Below are 25,699 nucleotides of genomic sequence, written 5' to 3' on the forward strand. Positions count from 1 at the left end.
CAAAACAGGGTTTCGCTGCATGATCAGTTTGCTACTTGATGATCGTTACATAGCCGGTGAGCGGGTCACGGCCATTGCCTGGTTCGATAATGTAATAGTATGTATCAAATGGCAATGGTTTTCCCTTAATGGTCCCATCCCATGGCGTGTTGTACCCTCTTGATTCAAACACCAACTGCCCGGTCCGCGTGAATACCTGCACCCGGTTATCCGGGTATGTATTCAGGTAATCGATGCGCCATGTATCGTTGATACCGTCATTGTTTGGCGTAAACGTGTTTGGTATTTTCGGGAACTTCAGCAGTTTCACAAACACATCATCGCTCCGCGAACATCCTCCCCTGGCTGTTACCATAAGGGTATAGGTCATATCCGTAAGTGGTTTGATCACCTTAACCTTTTCGATCCGGTTATCCTGCAAATACTGGTTCGGTGTCCACAGGAACTGCATATCGTTGCCCCATACAACAGGTGAAAGTACGATCTGCCCGCCTTCCAGTACATACCGGTCGGGACCTGCATTAACATGTGGATACGGGTACACGGTGAACTGTTTGGAAACCGTATCACTGTTGCAACCCTGGCTGTTTATGGAGTACATGACCACGGTATACGTAATGGTATCCGTATACGTGTAGGTTACCGTATTGGTGGTCCGTATCGATCCGTCTCCCATATCCCAATGCCATTGGTTTACGATGCCGTCTTTACCATCGGTGATGTCGGTGAACGTAACATTATCACCGATACAAACACCCGGCTTATTGATCGTGAAGTCGGCCTTGGGCTGCGGATGAATGTTGTTGACCACGATGACCGTATCATGAGCACAACCAATACCCGAAGGGGTAAGTGCTGCCGTACTTGTTACCGTTAGTCTTACATTGAACGGACCAGTACCTGAATACCAGTGACTCGGGTTGACACCGGTTGATGTATTGGCAGCCCCGCTTAATGGCTCATCAAAGTTCCATAAGTAGGTCATGCCACTGCCATCCGGCATCACAGAACTGTTGTTGAATGTTACGATGGCGTTCGGTATACAATAGCCGGGTTTGTCAACTGCAAAATTCGGAACCGGGTATGGGTTCGATTTGATCGATCCGGCAGCATTCGCTGTTAAGCAACCATTGCCCGTGGTGATGATGGAATAGTTGAATGTGGGTCCTCCAACCGTTGTGGTTGGTGTTCCGCTGATGGTCAGTGTATTTCCGGTAACGGTATATGTTACACCGGCAGGAAGACCTGTTACAGTTGCACCGTTGGCGCCCCCGCCTAATGTATAGGTGATGGGTGCAATGGCACTGTTCACGCAAACGGATTGATTGGTGTTGCTGCCGGTATTCAATGAAATGGTATGATCGGGCTGAACTGTAATGGAACCACTTGCATTGGCCACTATACAGGTATTACCGGTTGTTACAATATTGAATGCAAAAGGCGATCCTGTTGTTGTGGTTGGTGTTCCGCTGATGGTCAGCGTAGTACCCGCCACCGCATAGTTAACTCCTGCCGGCAAACCGGTAACCGTGGCGCCCGTAGCACCACCACCCAATGTATATATTATCGGGGCCAGGGCAGTATTGATACAAACCGACTGGTTATCGTTGGCTGAAGTTAATGTGATGATATGATCCGGGTTAACCGTTACAACCTGCGAAGTACTCCTGCTGTTGCAACCATAGGCCGATACATTATACATGGTCACCGTATAGTTGCCTGGCGCCGGGAACAGGTGCGTGAATGTAGAACCCGGTGCATGGTTCTCAATGGGTGAGCCATCTCCAAAATCCCATACGGTATTGGCAAGCACCACGGTAGCAGGCGCTGTAGATATATCCGTGAAGGAAGCCGGAGTGGTTTCACATGCAGGTGATACATAGGTGAAGTTAGCAATCGCCGTGTCCAGTACCCGGATGGTATTGCTCATCGTATCCACACAACCACCCGTTGCAGATGTATACGTATAAAGGATCGTATGAACGCCGATACCGGCTGCAGCAGGATCGAATATACCTGTTGCAGAAACACCCGGGCCGCTGAATACGCCTGTACCCGGTACACCGCCTGTTTCGCTGGCCTGTGTTATCTGGAACGGTGGTACAAAATAACAGGCATCCGGCATGGCATTGAACTGAACCAATGGCGCCGCATTGACCGTTATGTTTGCAAGCCGGTCATTTACACACACACCTCCTGAATATGCCCGGTACCGGATGGTGAATACCCTCGTTAAAGGCGCCTGGAAATTTGGATACAGGTGCCGGTAAACCTTACCGGTGAACGGACTGTTATCAACATCGAATACAGCCGGGAAGTTCACATTATCCCAGTAGATCTCGATCTTGGTGATCACGCCCGGGAAAACGGTAGATGCCTCAACTATAGCCACTGAATCATTGGCACACAACGTAGTTGGATTATTAACAGTGAAGTTTGCTACCGGGAAGCTTCCGTTCACGGTCAACACCTGCATGATCGTATCCCGGCAACCCAGTGCACTGGTAACGATCAGTTCCACATTATAACTACCAACAGCGGTATAACTGTGCTGCGGATTTTGTAAAGTGGATGTATTCAATGGGCCGGAACCCGGGTCACCGAAATTCCAGTTCCAGGCGGTTATGGTTCCGGCAGCAATTTTACTGGTATCTATGAACTGTGCATAGGTATCGCTCAAACAAACTTCTGGTAAAATAAATCCTGCTTCTGGCCGGTCGTTGATCGTTACGGGAATATTTGCTACCGGGTTGCTTACACAACCATTATCGGTAGTAACGCTGAGTGTTACATTATACGTTCCCGCAGCGGCAAATACATGCGTCGGGTTCTGTAAAGCTGATGTATTCAAAGGTCCTGATCCGGGGTCTCCGAAATTCCAGGCCCAGGCATTTATGGCCCCTGCATTGGCAACGGAGCCGTCTGTAAATGTAATGGTCCTTGTTTCACAACTTGGCGTGGTGAACGTGAAGTTTGGTGTTGGTAATGGATGAACGATCACAACCGCAGAACCCGTTTGTGCCTGGCTGCAGGTTTCAGGTGTTCCATCCTGCACCCCAACCAGGTTATAGGTGAACGTACCGGCAACATTCGTAGGTACTGCAACCGTTACCGAATTACTGGCAACCGTGGTTACTGTTTGAACCGGGCCGCCATTGATCGTATAACTGAATGTATAGGGCGCTGAAGTATTTGCACCCGTAAATGTAATGTTGGGCGAGGGTGCATTTAAACATACGGCTGTTGTTCCGCTGATCGTTGCAGTAGGTAATTGGTTTACGGTCACCACGGCTGTACCCGCTTGTGCCTGGCTGCATGCGTTGGCGCTTCCTTCCTGTACACTCACCAGTGAATACGTGAATGTGCCCGCAACGTTTGTCGGAACAGGAACTGTTACCGAATTACCGGCTACGGTGGTAACAACCTGGTTTGGCCCGCCGTTAATTGTATACGTGAATGTGTATGGCGCTGTTCCTACAGCTCCCGTGAACGTAATATTTGGTGAAGCCGCATTCAGGCAAACGGTGGTGGTACCGGCAATGGTTGCAGTAGGCAATGGATCTACCGTTACCACCGCAGAGCCCGTTTGGGCCTGGCTGCAGGTGGTGCTGCTGCCATCCTGTACACTTACCAGGGCGTACGTGAATGTACCCACTACAGTTGTAGGTACGGCAACCGTTACCGAGTTACCGGCAACCGTGGTTACTGTTTGGATCGGGCCGCCATTGATCGTATAACTGAATGTATATGGCGCAGTGGCATTTGCACCCGTAAATGTTATGTTCGGTGAAGGGCCGTTCAAACAAACCGTGGTCGTTCCGCTGATCGTTGCTGTGGGCAAAGGATTTACGGTTACCACCACAGAGCCTGTTTGCGCCTGGCTGCAGGTGGTGCTGCTGCCATCCTGCACACTTACCAGGGTATAGGTGAATGTACCAACAGTACCTGTAGGTACGGCAACCGTTACGGAGTTTCCGGCAACGGTAGTTACCGTTTGAACCGGGCCGCCATTGATCGTATAACTGAATGTGTAGGGCGCAGTGGCATTTGCTCCCGTAAATGTAATATCTGGCGAAGCTGCATTCTGACAGACCGAAGTAGTGCCACTTATACTTGCTGTTGGCAATGGATTAACTGTAACCACTGCTGAACCGGTTTGTGCCTGGCTGCAGGCCGTACTGCTTCCATCCTGTACGCTTACCAATGTATACGTGAATACTCCAACCGTGTTGGTGGGAACTGCAACAGTAACTGAATTACCAGCTACCGTAGTAACCGTTTGAACCGGGCCACCGTTTATTGTATAACTGAACGTATAAGGCGCTGTTCCGGTTGCACCGGTAAACGTAATATTGGGTGAGGCGGCATTCTGGCATACGGCCGTAGTGCCGCTTATGTTTGCCGTGGGCAATGGATTTACGGTTATGGTAACCTGTTGACCTGTTACCGTATTTACACACAAGGCAGACCCGGTAGTTCTCACACTGTCCAGCGTATAAACAAATATACCGGCTGCAGTGGTGGGCGCAGTGATCGTTGCTGATGTACCACTTGGGCCTGGGCTGCTGACATTTAAAGCAGGTCCCCCATTTATGTTGTAATAAAAAGTATAAGGTGCCGTGCTGGCCGAACCGGTAAATACAATGACCGGATCAGGGGTTGAGTTCTGGCATACAGCAATGCTTCCATCAATGATCGCAGATGGCAATGGTAATACGGTTACCTGGTGAGAGACTGTATCCGTTAAACAACCCGGTGTTGTAATAGCAGTATATCTTACCGTGTACGTTCCGGGTGCTGTAAATGTATGCAGCGGGTTTCTCACTATAGAATTATTTGCAGCTCCGCTGGCAGGGTCGCCAAAATCCCACCAGAAAGCATAGGTTGCCTTGGGGATCTGCGGGGTGGTTTCCGTGAACTGGTAAGGTTCGGCTACGCATTTGCCTGCTGTCCAGTTGAAGTCGGGTACCGGTGGAGATGATATCTGCAGATCAAAATCAATATCCTGTGCATTACCGCAACCATCGGGGTTTGCACTGTTATAAGCAGTGATGGTAACAGGATATGTTCCCACAACTGCAAAATTATACAAAGTAGGAAGTGAATACCAGTAAATGGTCTTTCCGCCAACCACCGTTGTTGAATCGGGGCCTCCCACACCGGGTACACAGGTGCTATATATCTGCGTGGGTGGCGTTGCTGGCGGACCAGGAAGCTGGCTTAGATTCCATTGAATGGAATCTGCACAATAAGGCAGTGATACCTTAAAGCGGAATGGCGCTCCTGTGCATACAGAAGGGGTCTGTTCAATTCCATACTGTGTTTGAACCAATATCTGCTGGTAAAGGTCTTTAATGTTTGTACCCGCGTTATACCCGTAAGACTCCGCATTGCCAAAACCATAGGCGATGGCATTGAAGCCTGAATCGGAACGTATGATATGTGCACCGGGTACAACATTGAGCCGGAGATAAGAATAATTAGGATCCTGGGGATGGGGCACAAAACCGCCCCAGGGAATGCCGTCAAATGTAAATGAACTGATTCCCGTTCCCCCGGTGGGGATCACCACGTTGACCCAGTGCGTGGAGATACCGAAATTCGGTGTGGCATTCCATAATACGGTGTTTATATTCTGTTCAACAGCGCTCAGGTAGATCACTTCAGGATCGCCGGGGTTTCCGTTTCCGCATGCCCCCTGCGAAGTAAAATACTGGGCCACCATGATCGGCTTATCGGCCTCGATCATCTGCGGCTGGTTGGTGGCTGCTATCTCATAATAGAACCCTGGAATTATTGTAGGAATTCCATTGATCAGCACATTGGTGGTTGGGTCAGGCACACATATCCGGTAAATATTATTTGCCTGGTTCCCCCCTGCCGGTGCAGTAAGGTATTTTTTACCCCATGCTGATTTGGGTACCGATTGTACCATATAGTTATCGGAAGAAGAACTGTTGGCATTACAGGTGATACTGATCCGGCCACTGCCTGAGAATACAGCTATTCTTTTACAACCATTACCCGTGCTTACGCTCCTGATGGCTGACCCGGTAAGATCCACTGCCGTAAAAGGATTGGTATTTGGTGGTGGGCCGCCACCGGTGAGCACACCCATTACATTATAGATCTGGCCCTGTGTCAGGGTTACTGTATAGGTAGTTCCCGCTACCCATCCCCCGGTGGTAACAACCCCCGCAATATTAGCCTGGGGGGTGATCTCGACCGTGGTGGTGCCGGTATCGGTGGCAATCACATAAAACCAGCAATTCGCATTGTTGGAATTTGACCAGTTCTTATAATTGACCGAATAATATTCTTTGCCCAGTGTATTGGTGGGATACAAGATAGTGGCGCCGGATACACTCTGGTTGTAGTTATGCGCATAAGCTACCATTGGTTTATCGCTTGTAACATGTATGCCGTTATTAGAAATACCCTCAGTGAGTAGTCGTGCATCCTGAGCCGGAGCCTTTGGGATTGGTGCTGAGGGCGTAACATTGTTACCTGCTCCTGTTGTGAGGCTTTGTGTATACCCAAGAGCAGGAATAGAGATTGTAATATTTGTGACCTGGTCTGTAGCAAAGTACAAAACCATATCCTGACACCCCCCCGGTATCGGAGTTCCGGTTTGAGGGCAATTCCCTGTATTTGTCATTTGCTGGTGATAACCATAGCCAAGCCAAAAATCTTTTCCCTTATTACTAAAGTCCTGAGCCGAGGCATAAAAAGCAAAAATTATGGGTAAAGAGAGAAGTACAATTTTTCTCATGTTGTTTGGTATAAAATGAGTTATAATAAAAATCTGACCCGTTTACGGGATGCTTACCTGGGGGGAAATGTTGCCTACGTAGGATATTAGAAATTAACAGGTTTTACACAGGGAGGATTGTCAAATATAAGCAAAAACTACATAAATAAAAACAAATCAATCCTAAAATTGGGGTTTATTTTAAGTTTTTATGGATAAGCTAATAGCCTAAAAGTCTGTACTTAAGGATGTATTTCTAAAAGCCTGTCACATCCTTAATTTTGGGAATTTAGTCTCTCTCCATTTCATTTATGCCCTCGTCTCATTTACAGTTTCGGGGATGATAATAGAAGATAATATTTGTATACATTAAAAAATATCGTTACTTTAATATTTTAAGAAATTTTTTATACTCCAAATAAAACAGTTATGAAAAAAGTCACTTTGATTTTTATGACCCTGATTTTCTTTCAACTTTCCTATCCACAAAATTTAAAACGAATGACTGCTTCAGTTGGTACAACCAATGGAGCAGGACTGTGGACGGTTGATGTTGAGCAAATACCTGATGAAAATGCAAGAGTAATTGCCTACAACTATGTCTACTATTCTACGGATTCTGTAAAAGTATCCCTTGTAAAATTTGATCAAAATGGTAATATCCTTTTTAATAAAAGTTTTTCATTGCCATCTGCAAGTATATATTGCCAGCAAATTTTGTATTACAATAACGAAATAAATGTATTGTTTTGTGTCAGGGATAATCCAACTACACCTTTAATCTATAAAACTGTAGTCGCGAAAATAAACAAGACCACAGGAAATCTCATTTCAGCAGAATTATACGCCGGTTTTTTTGATAATTCTGTTAATCATACCCTTGCACTGCATTTGAAGTAAGTGCCAGTTCTGTTGGAATTATTGGCTATGGTTATACTAATGATAATGGGCTAAATGTTCAAGGGAAAGCATATTTTATTTTTAAAAATACACAAGCATCAGGTTTTTATAAAGCATGGCAGCTGCACAAGCCCATTAAGCCTACTTCCATTTTTTATCCAACAAACATAGGCATTTGCCATTCGTTATATGATCCGAATAATGGATCGCCGATTAATAACATAGATTTTGATTTTACAGGTATTTACGAAGAATTGGATGACAATAGCTCACGAAAAGGATATTACAATTATCACCAGCAAACAAATTCATCTACATCAGATTCAAGAATGGCATTTAAAGTTGATAATACTTCTCCTTTAAATGTACATATAGGTTATTGGGATGGAATTCTCTATTGTTGGGGTCAAAACTTTAATAATTACCCTACTGTAGGATTTGGAGATCTTTTTTATGGAAGATTTGCATGGAATAGCACATCTACATTTAAAACTTACCACAATCCATACTTTGAGTTTTTAACCTCTACAAAAGGAACCTATTGGAGCAATCCTGGAGACAATTTTTTCCCCTTTTGTGGCGGATATGAACCAGCAGATCCCAATCAGGCTGGCTATGTAAACGGAAAGCTAGGATATAATACTAACCCGGAAGAAATGATTGAGAACTCAAAATACCATTTAAATGTTGATTATTTCCAACCCAATTATCATGTTGGAATTGATAAATATACTTCTTCTGGCAAAATTTCAGGGATAGCCAATAGAGTGGGAAATACTGCTGACAAGTTCTACTATTTTTATGAAAATGATGAAATTTGTAGCGACCCGATTTTATTTGATGAGGATGATAAAGTGTTTGAAAGCAATGTTGATAATTCTTTCCGTGTTTCCGAAATGCCTCTTACTATAACTTCTTTTTCAATTGAAGTATCTAATGGTCCAACTCTTTCTGCAGAAGATATTTGTTTTGACACATATTTAATTAAAAACGGTGTAGCTCAGAATCATTATTCAGATCTAAGTTATTTACGACCTGAATTACCTATTAACATAAATTCATGGGAAAATAATGATTACCAAGATAAATTAATATCAGTGATTACTAAGCCACAAAGCATCGTTTTACCCCAAAGTAAACTATATCCAAACCCCACTTCTGATAAAATTCTTTTAGAATCTGGAAAAGAAATGATAAATATGTTTCAAATCATTGATTCAAAGGGGAAAATCATTGTAGCTAAAAGCAATATAAATAAAACCTCGATAAGCATCGATATGAGAAATTTTAGCAAAGGCATCTACTTTGTAAGATATTCTATTAGTGGTGCTATTAAATCAGAGAAAATAATATACCAATAATTTTTTTCTTGACGAGTTTTTCTTATGGATGACTCCATCCTTTTATGGGCCATAATATGCAATTAGTAAGTACTGGTTTTGTTTAACTGATCAATAATTGACAGGGTATTAAGACTTATTTAGGTATAAAAACAAAAAAGCCGCATAGAAATGCGGCCTTTGTTAAGAATCTTTCGATTCTGTAACCCCCAAAGAAAACTTCGTAAACCAAGCACTAATGTTTATCTGCCGGGGGCAGGCTTTAAACGTGGTTCAGGGCTTTATTATTTTGTTGCGGTTAAAAATTCGGTGTTTATTTCTTTTTCACTCCTGTCAACCGGGATCAACCGGTAACCCAGGTTCGACTCTCCCCTTTTTCTCATCTTGGCCTTGTACTGGTACCGGTTTGCACCCTGGCGGGGATCAGGACCCAATACGAGGGCAATGGTCTTATACCGGCTCCCATCCTCACTGCGCTGTACCTGCCAGTAATTTGCTTCCACCAGTCCATCGGTCTGCCAGTCAATAATAAGTTGTTCGTTCTTTTCATATACGCTGAAATTGGTAATGGTTATTTTTGAATTGGCTGCTGCAGGCTGGGCCTGTGTTTTACCAAACACCAGGGCAGTGATCATAAGCAGGCAGGTTATTCTTTTTATCGTTTTCATTGTGTAACATTTTATACTTTTCAAATGCCATAGGATAAATGCTTTACAACGAATAGTGGATCTTTAAAAATGGAAGCTGACAGTTGAACACCACCAGCTTCCGGAAAACTGGTTTAGGGTACGGGGTACTTAGTTCCTGATAACACGCTGGTTATCGATCACGGTACCATTCATGACCAGCTGGGCAATGTACATTCCCGCAGCCAGTCCATTAAGGCCATCAACCTGTATGTTGTTGTAGCCCTTACTTATTGCAGATTGTTTGGATAACAAAGTTTGACCCTGGTTGTTGATGATGCGGATCTGTGCGGTGCCGGATCCCGTTGCATTGAAACGGACATTCAGATTCGCAACGAATGGGTTGGGAGATACCTGCATGGTTACCCCGGCCTTTGCCTGCAGTTTCACCGCCAGCACTTTGCTGTAGGTTGCTTTCCCGTCCAGGTCTATCTGTTTCAGGCGGTAATAGGCCACCGGTTTCCCATCCAGGTCCGATGTAAGATCCTTGAACTGGTAGCTCTTACCGGTTCCGTTCACCGGGAATCCATCCAGCGCCAGCCCGATCGTTTTGTACGTATTCATGTCCAATGACCGCTCCACTTCAAAATGGCTGTTGTTGACCTCATTGGCAGTGATCCACTTAAGTAAAACGGATTTATCGTTCACCACTGCATCAAAAGAAAGGTAGTTTACCGGCAAGGTTCCGCCGTTTGGCATGGTAATATTTGCAAAATAACCACAGGAATACCTGTTCTTAAAATCATGGGTGGCGTCAACCCTTGTACCGATCCTTACTTCATTGACCTTATCCTTATTGATAAACCTGAAATTAATATTGGTATTATACGCACTTGTATCCAGGCCCGCGTAATCCGGCAAAGCCCCGGTGGCCTGTGTAAATCCGCCACCGCCGGTCTGGGATATGGTAAGGGAAGTATTACCGGAAACAGTATAACTGTCAAAGTCCTTTGTTGCCACAAATTCCCGGATATGTTCCCCATCACCGTCAATATCGATGAACGATAACTGGAAGCAGGGATATTGATGTGCTTTATTATCAATGGAATCTTTGAATTCGATCTTAAAACTTATATATGCATCTGCAGCTACCTGGGTGGAAGGCGTTTTTACCACCGGCTGCCATGCTGCACTATAGCCATAGGTAAGGTCATCCACGCTGGTAAGTGTGGAACCGCTGACCTTGGCAATAAGCGTTACAAAGGCATTCACGCCCGGTGTTACAGATGGAAATTTATATACGGCATTTACCTGTCCTGCTGTCCCACTGACCAAACTTACGTTCTTCCATGACATTGCCGGAGCCGTGCATTGAGCTTTTGCTGAATTATAGTTTGAGATACAGAGTACAATAGACAATACTGTACAGGCTAGTGTAGAAATCCGTTTCATTTTCTTGTGTTTGAGGTTTCAGAAGTGGTTCTGACAGGATCTTTGACGTAGGGACGAGGCCCGGACCAAAATTGGATGGTCTTACAGAGGAGTGACTGGAGTTTTGGTTTTGAAACCAGGACAACCGAGGTAATGGCCGTTTCTGATTTCACTGCAAACATACAGCGATTTTCGGAAAACGCAAATATTTCTGACCGTAATTTTACCATCATTGTGGTAAAAACCCGCAGACAAGTGGTTTTATTGGATACTGTTCAACTGGTTTAGCATAATCATCAATATACTTTCTAACATTATAGCAAATAATTTAGATATTTTTTTTTTACAAAAGCTATTCGCATGCATAAATATGAATGAATGAACCATTTTACCGAATTGTATATAGTGTGCCAATTGGTTCATACTTAATCCGGGCTCACTTATACTTGATAAGCCAATATGGCATCATTTAAAATATGCCTGGCTCGAAATTCAAAATTCCAAACTTTATTATACTAACCTGGTTTGATGGCGCCGGGCCAAACTACAATCCAGAACTTAAGAAATGACTTTTCAAAATTTCATGGTATCTGGTTTTAAGCTAACATTACAAAATATAGAATTTTAAATTACCGTTGAATCTCATAATTTAATGATATTCTACTTTTAAGATAAAATTAAAGCAATATCTACAAATTAAATCTTCATTATCACCAAAATGGCATATTTATCAATTTAATTTCCAAAATAAATAATATTTTAAATACAAGTTAATAGCCATAAAATATTGTTTTACTATTAATTAATATCATTTTATAAATACTAATTTAAGTAGCCGAACTTCGAGAGCTAATTTTTATCGATCTGAATTATATTGCTAATTAATTTACGTGGACAATTCATATCATATGCTGAAGCAGTTTTGTCCGTTCAAAGATCTTACCCTAATTTCATGAAAATTTTGCTGATGAAATGCAGGTCCCTGCCCTACCCGATGCTTATTGTATTTATGATCTTTTTTGCGCCATCATGTCAGGCTCCAAAAGAATTGCTGTACAGGGATTTCAAGAACCTGCAGGTGGAAAAACTGGGTTTTGGATCCTCTACCCTTAAAATGGATGTAATCTATTACAACCCAAATAATTTTGGATTGCAACTAAAATATACCGACCTGGACATTTTCATAGACAGCAATTACCTGGGACATAGCTCACAGGATTACCAGATAACCATACCCCGGTTATCTGTATTTACATTGCCCCTCCAGATCGACCTGGATATGCAAAACCTGCTTAAAAATGCCCTGCCTGCTTTTTTGGGAAAGGAAGTACTTGTGAAAATTACCGGGAAAGTAAAGTTGGGGAAGGCCAATGTATACAAAACATTCCCAGTAAGCTATGAGGCCAAAAAACGGTTTACCATTTATTAAAAACCGGGAATTCCCGGAGCTTACAGTGCCAGGTCTATTGCTTTGTAGCGGGAGTTGGTGGAGCGTTTAAGATGGCCCTGTGCAGCCTGCAATCCTTCGGAAGCCTTTTGACGGCCGATTCTTCTGCCTCGATATCATCTGCTTCAAAACCCTGGTTGGCGATCGCTACCTTGATATTCTCAAGGGTGGTACGGTCATTAAGCCAGGTTACGGTGGTGGTTTTCTGTTTAATATTTACCTTAACCGAAGTGACGCCATATTCCCTGCCTATGAAGAATTCTACCCGGTCCTTACACACATCACATTGTACGGTGGGGGTTTTGATAACGGCCTTTCCCGAAACCTTTTGCTGTTGGGCAAACCCCGCAGAAACGGTGAAAAACAGGGCAACCAGGCTTTGTGTAATTGTCTTCATACTGCAGAATTTTTCTAAAATTAAGGATTCTGCATCCAATTTGACGGGTCAGATCTCCAGTTTAACAGGGTGTTTTGAGCATCAGGACTTACAATTCCCTTTTCTAAGGCCAGGGCAATAAGGGTCTGGTAATCCGTAAGGGAATGATAAGGGATCCCGGCAGCTTTAAATGCGTTTTCGGCTACCGGGAATCCGTAAGTAAAGATCGAAACCATCCCTATAACATCGGCCCCAACAGCTTTAAGCACATCGCAAACCTGCAAACTGCTCTTACCGGTGGAGATCAGGTCCTCGATAACCAGAACCTTCTGCCCTTTTTCCAAAACCCCCTCGATCTGGTTGCCCATACCATGCTCTTTGGGCTTGGGACGAACATAGATATAGGGCAGTTTAAGCTGGTCGGATGCCATAGCCCCCCAGGCAATACCCGCTGTTGCCACCCCTGCCAGGACCTCTGAATCGGGGAATCTTTCAAAGATCACACTGCACATCTCACTTTTAATGAAATCCCGCACGTAGGGAAAGGACAATACTTTACGGTTATCACAATAAATGGGGCTTTTCCAACCGCTGGCCCAGGTAAAGGGTTGTTGCGGACTCAATTTAATTGCATTAATTTGTAACAGCTTTTCAGCCACGGCTTTTTCATTTGTCATGGCACAAATTTGACCATTGCCGGTTGAAAACTGAAATTTATTTATGTACATCAAGATCTACTTCGGTGATAAACCGGTTATCCTTTGCGATGAGATAGACAAGGAACTCAATGAGATCCTGCATCACCCCGATGCGGTCTTTGTGGATGAGATATCGGGCCGGGCCCTGAAATCAATGCTGCATGAAATAAAAAAAGAAGAATTTCATGCAGGCGTCATCTGGCACCCCCAACTGGAAGCGTTGAAAAAAGCCTTCTTCAAAAATTTCACTGTTATTGAAGCCGCCGGGGGGATCGTTCAAAACGATAAAAAGGAACTGCTTTTTATCCTGCGCCTCGGTAAATGGGACCTGCCCAAGGGAAAAATGGAAAAAAAAGAGAAGCCGGAGGATTGCGCCTTGCGGGAAGTAACAGAAGAGACCGGTGTAAAAGATTTAACCCTTCGGAAAAAAGTGGGAGAAACCTACCACGTGTATGATGAATTTGGAAAACATTTCTTAAAGATATCTCACTGGTTCTACATCACCTGCTCATCCAACCAGCAATTGACCCCGCAAACAGAAGAGCATATCACGGAAATAAAATGGGTAACAACAAGGGACATCAAAGAGCCGATAAAAAACACGTACCCTTCCATTAAAGATATATTGGGTAAATTTTTTGATACGCCGTGAACGGATGCAGGATACCGGATACCGGATGCGGGAAACCGGATGCTAGGCAGCAGGCTTTTTAAGGATGGCTACGGTGAGGCGGCTGATGCAAACCAGTTTTCCCCGCTCATCATGGATTTTTATATCCCACACATGCGTGGATGCCCCGATATGCAGGGGTGTACAGGTAGCCGTTACATATCCCTTTCTTGCACTGCGCACATGGTTGGCATTGATATCCAGTCCAACACAAATGAATTTATCCGTATCGATCACAAAACTCGATGCCACACTTCCTACCGTTTCAGCCAGTGCACAACTGGCGCCCCCGTGCAATAATCCGTACGGTTGCCGGGTCCGGTCATCTACCGGCATTTTCATCCTGATAAAATCATCACCAATATCCACCCATTCCATACCCAGGTATTCAGCCATGGTATTCGGCCCAAGCGGAGCCAGGTCCGGCAGGGTGAGATCTTTATTGAACCAGATAGACATAATGAAAATTACCGTTGGTTATTTCTTTTTTACAATGGACCGCCGGACCACTTCCGGCAGGAACTGGGATACATCCCCCCCATTGCGAAGCACATCTCTTACCAGGGTGGAGGCTATTGAAGTAAATTGCGGTAAACAGGTCAGAAATACCGTTTCAATATCGGTGTCAATACTCCTGTTCATGTCTGCGATGGCCTTCTCGTATTCGAAATCGTTTACGTAACGTATGCCCCGTAAGATAAATTTTGCACCCACTTTTTTGCAGCAGTCAACCGTCAGTCCATCATAAGCCAATGCCTCTATCTTCGGGTTGTTCTTATAAATTTCCCGTACCCATTTTAAACGTTGCCTTTCGCTGAACATTGGTTTTTTATTACTGTTGCGGCCAAGACCGATCACCAGTTTATCAAACAATGGCAGGGCCCTGTCAATGATATCGGTATGACCCAGTGTTAGCGGATCGAATGTTCCGGGGAATAAACAGATTCTTGGCATGACACGAAGCTAATTAAGAATTTAGAATTAAGAATTAAAAATGAAGAATTAAAAATGAAATTTTTTGCAAGCATGGTACCGTATTGATGTGGAAGCCATTTTAGTTTGAGGAATTTTTAATTACTCATTTTAAATCCCGGCCGGCTAAAAGATATAAAGCCGCCATCCGCACTGCCACCCCGTTCTCCACCTGCTGTAAGATGATCGACTGTTTGCTGTCTGCCACGTCACTGTCGATCTCCACACCCCGGTTTATGGGGCCGGGATGCATGATCACGATCTCTTTTTTCAAACCATCCAGTAGTTTCCTGCTCACCCCATAGGCAAGATTGTATTCCCGTAACGAGGAGAACAACACCTGGTTTTGTCTTTCCAACTGGATACGAAGCACATTGGCCACATCACACCATTCCAATGCTTTCTTTAAGCTGTATTCCACTTTTACATGGAGCGCTTCTGCAATATATTTCGGTATCAGCGTTGGCGGACCGGCCACCATCACTTCTGCCCCCATTTTATTCAAAAGGTAAATATTGCTCAGCGCAACCCTCGAATGCATGATATCGCCAACCAGCACGATCTTCTTCCCGGCAAGTGATCCCAGTTTTTCCTGTATGGACAATGCATCCAGCAATGCCTGCGTGGGGTGTTCGTTGATGCCATCACCTGCGTTGATAATCGCTGCAGGAACATGCTTAGACAGAAAATGCGGCGCCCCGCTGGCGCTGTGCCGCATCACCACCATATCCACTTTCATGCTCAGGATATTATTCACCGTGTCCAGCAAAGTCTCCCCTTTGGATACGGATGAGGCGGAAGCAGTGAAATTAATGGTATCGGCACTCAGTCTTTTTTCGGCCAGTTCAAACGATATCCTTGTACGGGTGGAATTTTCGTAAAACAGGTTCACTATGGTCACATCCCGCAAAGAAGGAACTTTTTTCACCGATCGCTGTAAAACTTCCTTGAACTGGGTGGCGGTGGATAAAATGAGAGAAATGTCTTGTTCGGTGAGATCTTTAATGCCCAATAGATGTTTGGTAGATAGTTGCATTAAGCAGCAAAGCTAAGAGAAAAAAACAAGAAAACTAAAAAAGCAGCCGGGAAATAGCTGCAAGGGGAATAGCTGCAAGGGATAAGCCAGTAAATAAGAGGACCGGATAAATAAAAGAACCACCAAATTTAAGGATAACCCCCCTTGAGGCTTGTTACTTGCAACTTAGTACAACATCACTTCCTCCCTGTCCCATTCCACTTTTACTTTCTGCGAGATCATGGAATCAATGGCTTTGCCGCAATAATCCGGCTGGATGGGAAGCTCCCGGTTGAAGCGCCGGTCTACCAGCACGCATAATTCCACTTTCTGCGGACGGCCAAAATCCTGGATGGCATCCAGCGCAGCCCGGATCGTTCTGCCGGTATAAAGCACATCATCGATCAGTACAACTTTCTTATCTTCTATCGAGAACGGGATATCCGTCTTGTTGGCAACATGCAGTTCATCCCGTATATCGTCGCGGTAAAAAGTTATGTCCAGCAGTCCGTACTGCAGCTTTTCGCCGGGGCAAAGTTCACGGATGCACTCCACCAGCCTGGATGCAACTTTTACACCACGGGGTTGTATGCCAATGAACACCACTTCATCCAGGTCCAGGTGATTTTCCATTAACTGGTGGGCCAGTCGTAACAGGGTAAGATGCAATTGTTGTTTATCCAGGATCGTTTTCAAATCATTTCGTTTACAAAGCGAATTTATCTTTTATTGGCCGATAAAAAAAGCCCCTGTTTGCAGGGGTTCTTATTGACGTGGTGGAGGATTTTATTTTCCACCCTTCAGTTCTTTCTGCAGGCCTTCCAGTTCTTCCCACTTCCCATCTGCAGCAAGCCTGGCCTGTTTGGGCCAGCTGGCAGGATCATGGATATTGAACCTGCTGCCGGCAGTTGCCAGTATTTCCTTTAGTTTTTTGATGGAGGTCTTTGAAAGTTGTTTGTGGGTAAGGATACCGTTCCTGTTCAGAAGCAATGCGGTCTTCTTACCGATGCCCTCGATCTTTGACAGGTCATCCTTTGCAATTTCTTTTTTTGTTTGGAAACTGCTTTTACTTTCCTTATTTTTTTCTCCACGGGCTTTGCATCCGCTTCGGGGATCCGTACCATGCAATTCTCCACCGGGTATCCATAAAATTCAGCCATTACTTTCTCGCTGTTGTCGTTCACCCAGCGGCCATTGCTGAGCAGGTAGCGGTACTGGTATTCTTTTCCTGCAGGCAGTTCAACCTCTGCATGCAGGGAACCATCTTCCTTCCATTGTAAGGCAATGCCCTCTTCCGGGTTCCAGTTATTGAATTCTCCTACTAAAATACATTCCGATGCATCCATAAGATTGGATGCCGGTAATGTAAACCGAACTTTTGTTGTCATCATTGATATATTTGTTTATGTTATTTTTCCTGCATGAACGGATAGCGGTAATCCGTTGGTGAGTTAAAGGTTTCTTTGATCGTCCGGGCGCTTAACCAGCGGTATAAATTCAAAATAGAACCTGCCTTATCATTGGTGCCGCTTCCCCTTGCGCCGCCAAAAGGCTGCTGCCCCACTACCGCACCGGTAGGTTTATCGTTGATGTAAAAATTACCGGCGCTGTTACGCAACCTGTTTGTGGCCAGTTCCACCGCAAAACGGTCCTGGGCGATCACAGCACCCGTGAGTGCATAATCAGAAGTACTGTCTACCAGCCTGAGTGTCTCTTCATATTTATCCGCATCATACACATATACCGTAAGCACCGGCCCGAACAGTTCTTCGCACATGGTAACATAATAGGGGTCGGTTGCTTCAATGATGGTTGGCTCAATGAAGAAGCCCTCTGTTTTATCACACTTGCCTCCCACCCATATTTTTGCACCACTGTCTCTTTTTCTTGAATTCCGGATATATCCTTCCAGTTTATCAAAACTCTTTTCATCGATCACGGCATTGATGAAATTGGTGAAATCCTCCACCGTTCCCATCTTCATGCTCTTCACCGCATCCACCAGTTTCTTTTTTATTTCTGCAGCCAGGTTGGATGGGATATACGCCCTGGAAGCCGCCGAACATTTTTGTCCCTGGTATTCGAATGCGCCTCTTGCCAAGGCAGTAACGACCACATCCGGGTCGGCACTCTTGTGTGCGATCACAAAATCCTTGCCGCCTGTTTCACCAACGATTCGTGGATAAGAACGGTACATCGCCATATTCTTCCCGATGGTCTCCCACATCTTATTGAATACGCCGGTACTACCTGTAAAATGGATGCCTGCAAAATCGCGGTGGTTGAAAACAACTTCGCCGATCGTCGGGCCATCAATGAATACCAGGTTGATCACACCATCCGGCAGACCGGCTTCTTTTAAGATACGCATGAACATCTGTGCACTGTACACCTGGGTGTTGGCGCATTTCCAGATCACCACATTGCCGCACATGGCAGCAGAAGTGGGCAGGTTGCCTCCGATGGCAGTAAAGTTGAACGGCGTTAATGCAAATACAAAGCCTTCCAGCGGGCGGTATTCCATCCGGTTATTCATGCTGGGGCCACTGATGGGTTGCTGGCGGTAAATATCACTTAAGAAATGAACATTGAACCGCAGGAAGTCGATCAGTTCACAGGCAGCATCGATCTCGGCCTGGAACGCATTTTTGCTCTGTCCCAGCATGGTGGTACCATTGATATACGGACGATACTTTCCGGCTAACAGATCTGCAGCTTTTAAAAAAATATTGGCCCTGTTCTCCCAGCTCATATTGGCCCACTTGTCTTTTACTTTCATGGCTGCATTGATCGCTTTGGTAACATGCTTTGCCTCGCCCACATGAAAATGCCCGAGCAGATGTTTACGCTCATGGGGCGGACGAAGTTCAACCGTTTTACCGGTCCTCACTTCCTCTCCGCCGATATACATCGGTACGTCGATCTTTGTGCTTTTTAATTCTTTTAATGCGGCTTTAAGTGCTGCTTTTTCTTTACTGCCTGGAGCATAAGAAAGGACAGGCTCATTGGCCGGCATCGGGTAATAAAAGTCTCCGTATTGCATATTTCTTGATTTAGAAATGCAAAGATACATTCAAACCGGCCGGCGAAAAAATCTCATCCTTTATCGGATCTGGTACCATAAAGTAGTGCTTGCTTGCAGGGTTATGCTGCTGTTAGCCGGTATAGTTGTAACTGCTGTATTACTGAAATTGCGATAACTGCTGATTGTTTTGACAGATGGATTCTGATTAACGATCACATACTCCCGCCTCCAACTACTGGAAGCTACAGGTAAGGTTATAGTCAATGGTGAAGCTCCCACCGAACTGGATATGATGATCGTATGGTCACCCTGGTTAAGGGTGACATCTCCTGTAATTATCTGTATCGAATTTGCAAAAGAACCATCAACATCCAGAGTTGAATTAGGAGCAAAAGTAGTAATCCCAACTTTCCCATCCTTTTTAAACCACACCCTATTGTTATATCCTCCTGTTTGAAAAACAATTGAACTGTCAGCAGCAAATAAAATTCCACTTCTCGCGGAGGTCTGGGCATTACCCGATATTATTCCATTCCCATTTAAATCATTACTTGACAGCTGAATAAAAAACTGACCATCATCTTCAAAAGCGACCGCACTCTGTGAATTTATTGACCCTCCGGAAACTCCTCTTCTTACATGCAGTTTAGCGCCGGGTGTGATCGTTCCAATGCCCACATTTCCCAGCGTATCAATCACCATGCGGGTATTGCCGCCGGCAAAAGAGGACCCATAATTAAAAGCCAGTGACGTGTTCTGGTTCAGGCCCACATTCCATTGCCTGCCGGCGGGGAACAACGCATTCCGGAAAGAAACAGCAGCTTCCCCTACCGTTGCAATCGGCGAAGTACTCTCCACCATGATACCCTGTGCCCAGCCGCCATCATTGGGATTGGTATTCACCACGTGCAGGGAATGCACCGGCTTGGTGGTTCCAATGCCCACATTCACATCGGCTGTGGCGCCGTTTATACCGTTGATGCTTCCCAGGATCAGCGCATTATTGGTATCGGCCATGGCATAAGCACCCACGGTGGTGGTATTTGAATAATTGTTGTTCACGGTACCTGCACCCACGAAGGTATTGCGGCTTCCCGAAACATTGGTTCCACCGGAATAACTCCCGATGGCTGTATTACTGTTGCCGCTGATATTAGTATTCAGGCTGGTTTGGCCTATGGCCAGATTCGGAACAGAGATGCTGGTATCGTTATATAAAGAAAATAGCCTACCGCAATATGCCCGTTGCCTCTTGGTTATTCAATAGGAATATGCGCCAATTGCGGTGTTACCAATACCGGTCAGCTGGTTGCTTCCCGAAAGCATACCGATATAGGTGTTGCTGTACCCGGTAACAAGGTTGTATCCTGCCTGTACGCCAACCGCGGTATTGAATCCTCCATCAAAAGGCCCGCCAATATTCTGGCCGGCAAAGCGTAAGGAACCCATTCCAACTGCCGTATTATACTGGTGTGATCTGCCCTCATACAATGAATAAGCGCCCAAACCGGTATTCCAGAAACCCAGTGTGTCGTTTGTCAATGAATAGTATCCTGCAGAAAGATTCCAATAACCGTTCTTTGTATTAACCTGTGATTGATATCCCAAGGCCGTATTTCCATATCCGCTTAAATTATTCTCTAACGCATAAGCACCAAATGCCGAATTATACTGCTGGGTGACCCTTTTGAGCGCCCGGTAACCGAAAGCGGTATTTTCCCCCTGGCTGATAAGCGACGTAAGGCTGCTGTCCCCAAACGCGGTATTGGCTGTTCCGGTTGTGATACGCTGCCCGGTACCCCTGCCGATAAGATAATTCTGCCGGTTTGCATTGAACTGGCCGATCCACACGTTATTCTGTTTGAACCGTAAAGGCATGGCATCTTTTGTTCCGATAAAATGCCGGGCGGTATCGGTACCGGTATTGCCGCTGGTCTTCCACACAAGTGTATCCACAGCATTCATGAACGAAAGCCAGTTCCACCTGGTTCCGTCAAAGTAATGAAACCCGGTACTGTCGGGCGAGATCTGGTAGATCATTAAACCGGCTGCAGGCGAAGCAATGGCATTCTTCTGAGCCTTGGTCATCCGGGGAATGAGTATCCCCTTGTCGGTGCTTTTCACATCAAGTATAGAACTGCTGCTGGCAGTACTTCCATCGGTATTGATGGCAAAACTCTGGGCAGTGGTCTTTTGGAATGACACCAATGCAAGTGTAGTAAGGAGGAGGATGGCAAGGTTTCTTTCATGTCAAAAAAATTAGACATGAATATAAAATATTTATTTTTTCCCCGCAAGGCTGCCCGGGACCTTTATTCCGTTTCCTTCTCACTCATCAAATACGCCTTAATGAACCCATCCAGTTCGCCGTCCATCACCGGGCCCACATTGCCCACTTCATAATCGGTGCGGTGGTCCTTGATCATTTTGTATGGATGGAAAACATAGCTGCGTATCTGGCTGCCCCATTCGATCTTTTTCTTCTTGCTGTTGGCCGCATCTTTCAGCGCATTGCGTTTCTGCAGTTCTATTTCATACAGTCGGCTCTTCAGCATCTGCATGGCCAGTTCACGGTTTCCCAACTGGCTCCTGTCCTGCTGACACACCACTACAATGCCGGTGGGGATATGCGTTAACTGAACCTTTGTTTCTACTTTGTTTACGTTCTGTCCGCCGGCGCCGCCGCTCCGGGATGTTTCCATTTTCACATCAGCAGGGTTAATGTCGATCTGGATGGTATCATCCACCAACGGGTACACATTCACACTGGCAAAGGAAGTATGCCGCCGGGCATTGCTGTCGAAAGGAGAGATCCGTACCAGCCGGTGAACACCGTTTTCGCTTTTTAAGAATCCATAGGCAAAATCACCTTCAAACTCGTAGGTACATGTTTTAATACCGGCTCCATCGCCCCACTGCCAGTCGATCTCCGTAACTTTCCAGCCCTGCTTCTCGGCATACATGCGGTACATACGGGCCAACATCTCGGCCCAGTCCTGGCTTTCGGTACCACCGGCACCGCTGTTTATCTGGAGCACGGCAGGCAGTTCATCTTCCGGTTCGTTGAGGGTACTCTTGAATTCGGCTTCTTCGATCTTACTGATGGCCTCATCATAAGCTGCCTTCACTTCTTCTTCGGTGGCCTCGCCGGCCTTCCAGAATTCGAAGAGCACGGCAAAATCCTCCACGGCTGTATGCACAGCATGGTACAGGTTCATCCAGTACTCGTTTACTTTTATATCTTTCAGGATGGCAGTGGCACGGGCATTATCGTCCCAAAAACCCGGCGAAAGTGAAAGTTGTTTGTCGTTTGCAGTTTTGGCTTCCCTGTTAGCGACGTCAAAGAAACCTCCCCAAGACCAAAACACGGTCCCTCATAGATTTTAAATGCTCGATTGTCATGGCGCAAAGATAAGGATTTGGGGTTTAAAGCCTGCCTGTCCGGTAGGCAGGTTTGAAGTTTGAGGTTTTGCCTGGTCACAGGCAACTGTTTGAACAAGGGTTACGTTAGGATAAGGGCTAAAATCGTTTTCGAACCGTGCTTTTTTTAGTTTATCTTTAAGAGCATAATACTGACCCGGGAAAGATTTGATCAGCTTCCAAATCAAAATGCCGGCCTATCGTACCATATCAACCCTTTTGTTCACGGTTTTAACTGTATGTACGTTCAACCTTCATGCACAGCCGCCGGCCTGTCCCCCCAATATTGATTTTGAAAACGGCGGCTTCACCGGCTGGACATGTTATACCGGATCGGTGGCCTCGGTTGGCAATACCAATGTGATGACGTTCAACTCCCAGGGAGCGGCAGTTTATAACCGGCATACCATGCTCACATTCAACCCGGGTGATGGCCTGGATGAATACGGCAATTTTCCCAGGAACTGTCCCAACGGAAGCGGCCACTCCATACAGTTAGGTAACGACCAGGCAGGCACCGAGGCCGAGGGGATCTCTTACGACTTCACCATTCCTGCCAATGCAAATACATACAACCTCATTTACAATTATGCCGTGGTGTTCCAGGATCCCGGCCACCTGCCCAGCGAACAGCCAAGGATGGAAATCGAGATACGGAATATGACAACCGGCGATCTCATCTATTGTTCTTCGTTCACTTTTTTTGCCAATGGTTCACCATTGCCCGGCTTTGAACTATCGCCGATCGTAAAGGACAATACACCCATCTGGTTCAAAAGATGGTCAGCGGTATCCATCAACCTTGATAACCTGGCGGGTAACGAGATCAGGCTTTTCTTTAAAACGGCCGATTGTACATTCCGCAGGCATTTTGGTTATGCCTATATTGATGTGAACACGGAGTGCAGCGATAAATTTGTTGGCGCCAACTTTTGTCCCGATGATGCCGTTGTATTTGTAACGGCTCCCTACGGTTACCAGACATATACCTGGTACGACAGTACCTTCTCCCAGGTGCTGGGAAGAAACCAAACACTGGCCCTTGCACCCCCACCTCCCATGGGCACCACCGTTGCCGTAATACTGGTTCCTTACAACGGATACGGATGCCTGGATACTTTATATACCACGCTCACGGATACTCTGAGTTACCAGGCCGAAGCCGGTCCCGACCTCATCTCCTGCAACAAACGAACGGTGCAGATCGGTGTTCCGCCCAAGCCTGGCTGGTTCTATAACTGGGAACCGCCTACCGGCCTCAATGATCCCAATACCGCCAACCCCCTGGTGAATATTGATACCACCACCACCTATGTGCTTTATGTGATGCACAATGGCGGCGGCTGCCGCAGCACCGACACGGTAGAGGTAAAAGCTGTAACGCTTGACAATGCTCTTGAAGTGACCGGCAAAACATCCTGGTGCATTGGCAGTGGCGACAGTACCATACTAAGTGTGAAACCTGCCGACAGTATTCAATGGTATAAAGACGGCTTGCCCATAGCCGGTGCCAACCAGGCAAGCCTGCGGGTCACACAGTCGGGTTTGTATCATGCCGTTGTATCCAGCTTTGCCGGATGTGTTTTATCAACCGTTATCCAGGAAGTAAGCATTGCGTCGGTACCGCAGGCGGCTTTTACGGTCAATACAACCAACCAATGCCTGCTCAATAACCGATTTATTTTCACCAACAACAGCAGCAATGCCGTGGGCGCCATGCAGTTTCTCTGGAACCTGGGTGATGGGTTTACCGCCACATCCCGGAATCTTATATACAGTTACAAAACACCGGGTACCTATAAAGTCGTTTTGCTGGTGAGAAGCAACGCCACCTGTTACGACAGTGCAACCATTACCATCCAGGTATATCCCAATATAGCTGCCAGTTTTACGGTTGACCCCGTTTGTATAAACCTGCCCGTGTTGCCCGTTAACAATACCATTGATCCCGGCAACACCGTTGTTCACTACCTATGGGACCTGGGGAACGGTAACACATCCACCCTGCGCAACCCGCCGCCACAGGTTTACCCGGCTACCGGAAATTACGTGATGAGCCTTACGGTAAGTTCGGATCAATGCCCGAGCCCCAAGAGCATACAAAAAAGATTTGTGTATGTGGATGCACCAAAACCCGGCAAAAACAACCCCATGCAGGTGGCCGTGGTCAACCTGCCGCTGCCATTACAGGCCCGCAGTATTGGCGATGATGTATTGTGGACACCTGCTGCCAGTTTGGATAACCCACTTAGCTACACACCGGTATTTACAGGCGACAGGGAACAGACCTATATCATTGAACTGAAAACAAGTTCGGGTTGTATTACCATCGATACGCAGGTGGTGAAAGTAGTAAAAGACATCGCCATATACGTACCCAACAGTTTTACCCCCAACAACGATGGCCGCAATGATGTGCTGAAGCCGGTCATGTACGGCATTAAACAACTGATTTTTTTCCGTGTATACAACCGCTGGGGACAGCTCGTATTTGAAACCCACGATGCTGCAAAAGGATGGGATGGCCGTCAGAAGTCTGCACCTGCCGAAATGCAAACGGTGGTATGGATGCTGGAAGCCATGGGCGCTGATGGCAAAGTGTACAGGGCGAAGGGAACGACGGTGCTGATGCGGTGATGATTTTTTAATATAAGTTTTCTAAAATTTATTGTTGAATTTCACATCCAAAAAAACAACTGAATATTTTCTTAAAGACAACTTAAAGCGAAATCTGCTCTTAAATATCAATGGCTATACACAGTAGCTTCCTCCCTGCTGTTGTCTCACCGGCCGGAATGTTTTTTTTACAACACATACTCAGTACAAAAATTTCAACTAAACGTTTTAATAGGGTACAAAATAATCAGTTACCCCGGCACAACCGGTGACAGAAAATGAAAACGCTGCCTGCACAAGGACCTCTTCTTCAAAAAACTTTTCCACCAACCTGCCCGGATTGTGAAAATCTCATCAGCAAACGTGGATAAGTTGACAAACAGGTGATGGGCGAAAATGTTAAGTTTGTACA

General features: G+C 45.6%; 20 protein-coding genes. 5 read left to right on the top strand and 15 right to left on the bottom strand.

Annotation, left to right across the window (positions count from 1 at the left end; translation table 11 throughout):
- Positions 1-31 precede the first annotated feature (31 nt).
- On the bottom strand, positions 32-6,397 hold the full coding sequence (locus IPJ02_02480) for a PKD domain-containing protein (protein ID MBK7374459.1): 6,366 nt from the start codon (positions 6,395-6,397) through the stop codon (positions 32-34).
- 783 nt (positions 6,398-7,180) lie between these two features.
- Between IPJ02_02480 and IPJ02_02485 the strand changes: the two genes are divergently transcribed.
- Both IPJ02_02485 and IPJ02_02490 read left to right on the top strand, forming a co-directional pair.
- Positions 7,181-7,651, top strand: coding sequence for a hypothetical protein (locus IPJ02_02485; GenBank protein MBK7374460.1), 471 nt, complete (start codon positions 7,181-7,183; stop codon positions 7,649-7,651).
- Positions 7,652-7,980: 329 nt separating this feature from the next.
- Positions 7,981-9,012, top strand: coding sequence for a T9SS type A sorting domain-containing protein (locus tag IPJ02_02490; GenBank protein ID MBK7374461.1), 1,032 nt, complete (start codon positions 7,981-7,983; stop codon positions 9,010-9,012).
- 263 nt (positions 9,013-9,275) lie between these two features.
- On the opposite strand, the gene IPJ02_02495 is transcribed toward IPJ02_02490, so the two are convergent.
- Together IPJ02_02495 and IPJ02_02500 are read right to left on the bottom strand one after the other, a co-directional pair.
- A complete protein-coding gene (locus tag IPJ02_02495; protein MBK7374462.1) occupies positions 9,276-9,659 on the bottom strand; it encodes a hypothetical protein in 384 nt (127 codons plus the stop codon).
- Between the two features lie 129 nt (positions 9,660-9,788).
- On the bottom strand, positions 9,789-11,069 hold the full coding sequence (locus tag IPJ02_02500; GenBank protein ID MBK7374463.1) for a T9SS type A sorting domain-containing protein: 1,281 nt from the start codon (positions 11,067-11,069) through the stop codon (positions 9,789-9,791).
- Positions 11,070-12,015: 946 nt separating this feature from the next.
- Between IPJ02_02500 and IPJ02_02505 the strand changes: the two genes are divergently transcribed.
- On the top strand, positions 12,016-12,477 hold the full coding sequence (locus IPJ02_02505; protein MBK7374464.1) for an LEA type 2 family protein: 462 nt from the start codon (positions 12,016-12,018) through the stop codon (positions 12,475-12,477).
- A gap of 34 nt (positions 12,478-12,511) precedes the next feature.
- Here the strand turns inward: IPJ02_02505 and IPJ02_02510 are convergent, their stop codons facing one another.
- A complete protein-coding gene (locus IPJ02_02510; protein MBK7374465.1) occupies positions 12,512-12,892 on the bottom strand; it encodes a copper chaperone in 381 nt (126 codons plus the stop codon).
- Between the two features lie 20 nt (positions 12,893-12,912).
- Positions 12,913-13,548 (bottom strand): orotate phosphoribosyltransferase, encoded by a 636-nt coding sequence (locus tag IPJ02_02515; protein ID MBK7374466.1) that lies wholly within the window; start codon positions 13,546-13,548, stop codon positions 12,913-12,915.
- 43 nt (positions 13,549-13,591) lie between these two features.
- Here IPJ02_02515 and IPJ02_02520 point away from each other — a divergent pair, with 43 nt between their 5' ends.
- Entirely contained in the window at positions 13,592-14,221 is a 630-nt protein-coding gene (locus IPJ02_02520; protein ID MBK7374467.1) for an NUDIX domain-containing protein, read from the top strand.
- A 42-nt stretch (positions 14,222-14,263) separates the two neighbouring features.
- Here IPJ02_02520 and IPJ02_02525 read toward each other — a convergent pair whose 3' ends face one another.
- The 10 genes from IPJ02_02525 to prfB form a co-directional block, all read right to left on the bottom strand.
- On the bottom strand, positions 14,264-14,698 hold the full coding sequence (locus IPJ02_02525) for a hotdog fold thioesterase (GenBank protein ID MBK7374468.1): 435 nt from the start codon (positions 14,696-14,698) through the stop codon (positions 14,264-14,266).
- A gap of 18 nt (positions 14,699-14,716) precedes the next feature.
- The gene (coaD, locus tag IPJ02_02530; protein MBK7374469.1) at positions 14,717-15,193 is read right to left on the bottom strand and encodes a pantetheine-phosphate adenylyltransferase; all 477 of its coding nucleotides are present in this window, start codon (positions 15,191-15,193) and stop codon (positions 14,717-14,719) included.
- A 124-nt stretch (positions 15,194-15,317) separates the two neighbouring features.
- Positions 15,318-16,247 carry an aspartate carbamoyltransferase catalytic subunit gene (locus IPJ02_02535; GenBank protein MBK7374470.1) on the bottom strand — a complete coding sequence of 310 codons (930 nt, stop codon included), beginning with the start codon at positions 16,245-16,247 and terminating at the stop codon, positions 15,318-15,320.
- A gap of 165 nt (positions 16,248-16,412) precedes the next feature.
- The gene (gene pyrR, locus IPJ02_02540; protein ID MBK7374471.1) at positions 16,413-16,922 is read right to left on the bottom strand and encodes a bifunctional pyr operon transcriptional regulator/uracil phosphoribosyltransferase PyrR; all 510 of its coding nucleotides are present in this window, start codon (positions 16,920-16,922) and stop codon (positions 16,413-16,415) included.
- Between the two features lie 90 nt (positions 16,923-17,012).
- Positions 17,013-17,216, bottom strand: coding sequence for a hypothetical protein (locus IPJ02_02545; GenBank protein ID MBK7374472.1), 204 nt, complete (start codon positions 17,214-17,216; stop codon positions 17,013-17,015).
- Positions 17,207-17,617: an isoamylase early set domain-containing protein gene (locus IPJ02_02550; GenBank protein ID MBK7374473.1), complete on the bottom strand. Its 411-nt coding sequence runs from the start codon at positions 17,615-17,617 to the stop codon at positions 17,207-17,209. The genes IPJ02_02545 and IPJ02_02550 overlap by 10 nt, the downstream gene beginning before the upstream one ends.
- A gap of 17 nt (positions 17,618-17,634) precedes the next feature.
- Entirely contained in the window at positions 17,635-19,269 is a 1,635-nt protein-coding gene (gene pruA, locus IPJ02_02555) for an L-glutamate gamma-semialdehyde dehydrogenase (protein ID MBK7374474.1), read from the bottom strand.
- 60 nt (positions 19,270-19,329) lie between these two features.
- Positions 19,330-20,328 (bottom strand): hypothetical protein, encoded by a 999-nt coding sequence (locus IPJ02_02560; protein MBK7374475.1) that lies wholly within the window; start codon positions 20,326-20,328, stop codon positions 19,330-19,332.
- A gap of 183 nt (positions 20,329-20,511) precedes the next feature.
- On the bottom strand, positions 20,512-21,456 hold the full coding sequence (locus IPJ02_02565) for a hypothetical protein (GenBank protein ID MBK7374476.1): 945 nt from the start codon (positions 21,454-21,456) through the stop codon (positions 20,512-20,514).
- A 107-nt stretch (positions 21,457-21,563) separates the two neighbouring features.
- A protein-coding gene (gene prfB / locus IPJ02_02570; GenBank protein MBK7374477.1) for a peptide chain release factor 2 occupies positions 21,564-22,653 on the bottom strand; the annotation gives its coding sequence in 2 pieces (ribosomal slippage) (positions 21,564-22,592 and positions 22,594-22,653; 1,089 coding nt in all).
- Between the two features lie 207 nt (positions 22,654-22,860).
- On the opposite strand from prfB, the gene IPJ02_02575 reads away from it, so the two are divergent.
- The gene (locus IPJ02_02575; protein ID MBK7374478.1) at positions 22,861-25,308 is read left to right on the top strand and encodes a gliding motility-associated C-terminal domain-containing protein; all 2,448 of its coding nucleotides are present in this window, start codon (positions 22,861-22,863) and stop codon (positions 25,306-25,308) included.
- Positions 25,309-25,699: the final 391 nt, after the last annotated feature.

Source organism: Chitinophagaceae bacterium, assembly GCA_016710165.1.
GTDB lineage: Bacteria > Bacteroidota > Bacteroidia > Chitinophagales > Chitinophagaceae > Ferruginibacter.

Coding starts and splice junctions, on each gene's coding strand:
- IPJ02_02480 (MBK7374459.1), bottom strand. CDS start 6,397: ATGGTAGCTTATGCGCATAACTACAACCAGAGTGTATCCGGCGCCACT.
- IPJ02_02485 (MBK7374460.1), top strand. CDS start 7,181: ATGAAAAAAGTCACTTTGATTTTTATGACCCTGATTTTCTTTCAACTT.
- IPJ02_02490 (MBK7374461.1), top strand. CDS start 7,981: ATGGCATTTAAAGTTGATAATACTTCTCCTTTAAATGTACATATAGGT.
- IPJ02_02495 (MBK7374462.1), bottom strand. CDS start 9,659: ATGAAAACGATAAAAAGAATAACCTGCCTGCTTATGATCACTGCCCTG.
- IPJ02_02500 (MBK7374463.1), bottom strand. CDS start 11,069: ATGAAACGGATTTCTACACTAGCCTGTACAGTATTGTCTATTGTACTC.
- IPJ02_02505 (MBK7374464.1), top strand. CDS start 12,016: ATGAAATGCAGGTCCCTGCCCTACCCGATGCTTATTGTATTTATGATC.
- IPJ02_02510 (MBK7374465.1), bottom strand. CDS start 12,892: ATGAAGACAATTACACAAAGCCTGGTTGCCCTGTTTTTCACCGTTTCT.
- IPJ02_02515 (MBK7374466.1), bottom strand. CDS start 13,548: ATGACAAATGAAAAAGCCGTGGCTGAAAAGCTGTTACAAATTAATGCA.
- IPJ02_02520 (MBK7374467.1), top strand. CDS start 13,592: ATGTACATCAAGATCTACTTCGGTGATAAACCGGTTATCCTTTGCGAT.
- IPJ02_02525 (MBK7374468.1), bottom strand. CDS start 14,698: ATGTCTATCTGGTTCAATAAAGATCTCACCCTGCCGGACCTGGCTCCG.
- coaD (MBK7374469.1), bottom strand. CDS start 15,193: ATGCCAAGAATCTGTTTATTCCCCGGAACATTCGATCCGCTAACACTG.
- IPJ02_02535 (MBK7374470.1), bottom strand. CDS start 16,247: ATGCAACTATCTACCAAACATCTATTGGGCATTAAAGATCTCACCGAA.
- IPJ02_02550 (MBK7374473.1), bottom strand. CDS start 17,617: ATGATGACAACAAAAGTTCGGTTTACATTACCGGCATCCAATCTTATG.
- pruA (MBK7374474.1), bottom strand. CDS start 19,269: ATGCAATACGGAGACTTTTATTACCCGATGCCGGCCAATGAGCCTGTC.
- IPJ02_02575 (MBK7374478.1), top strand. CDS start 22,861: ATGCCGGCCTATCGTACCATATCAACCCTTTTGTTCACGGTTTTAACT.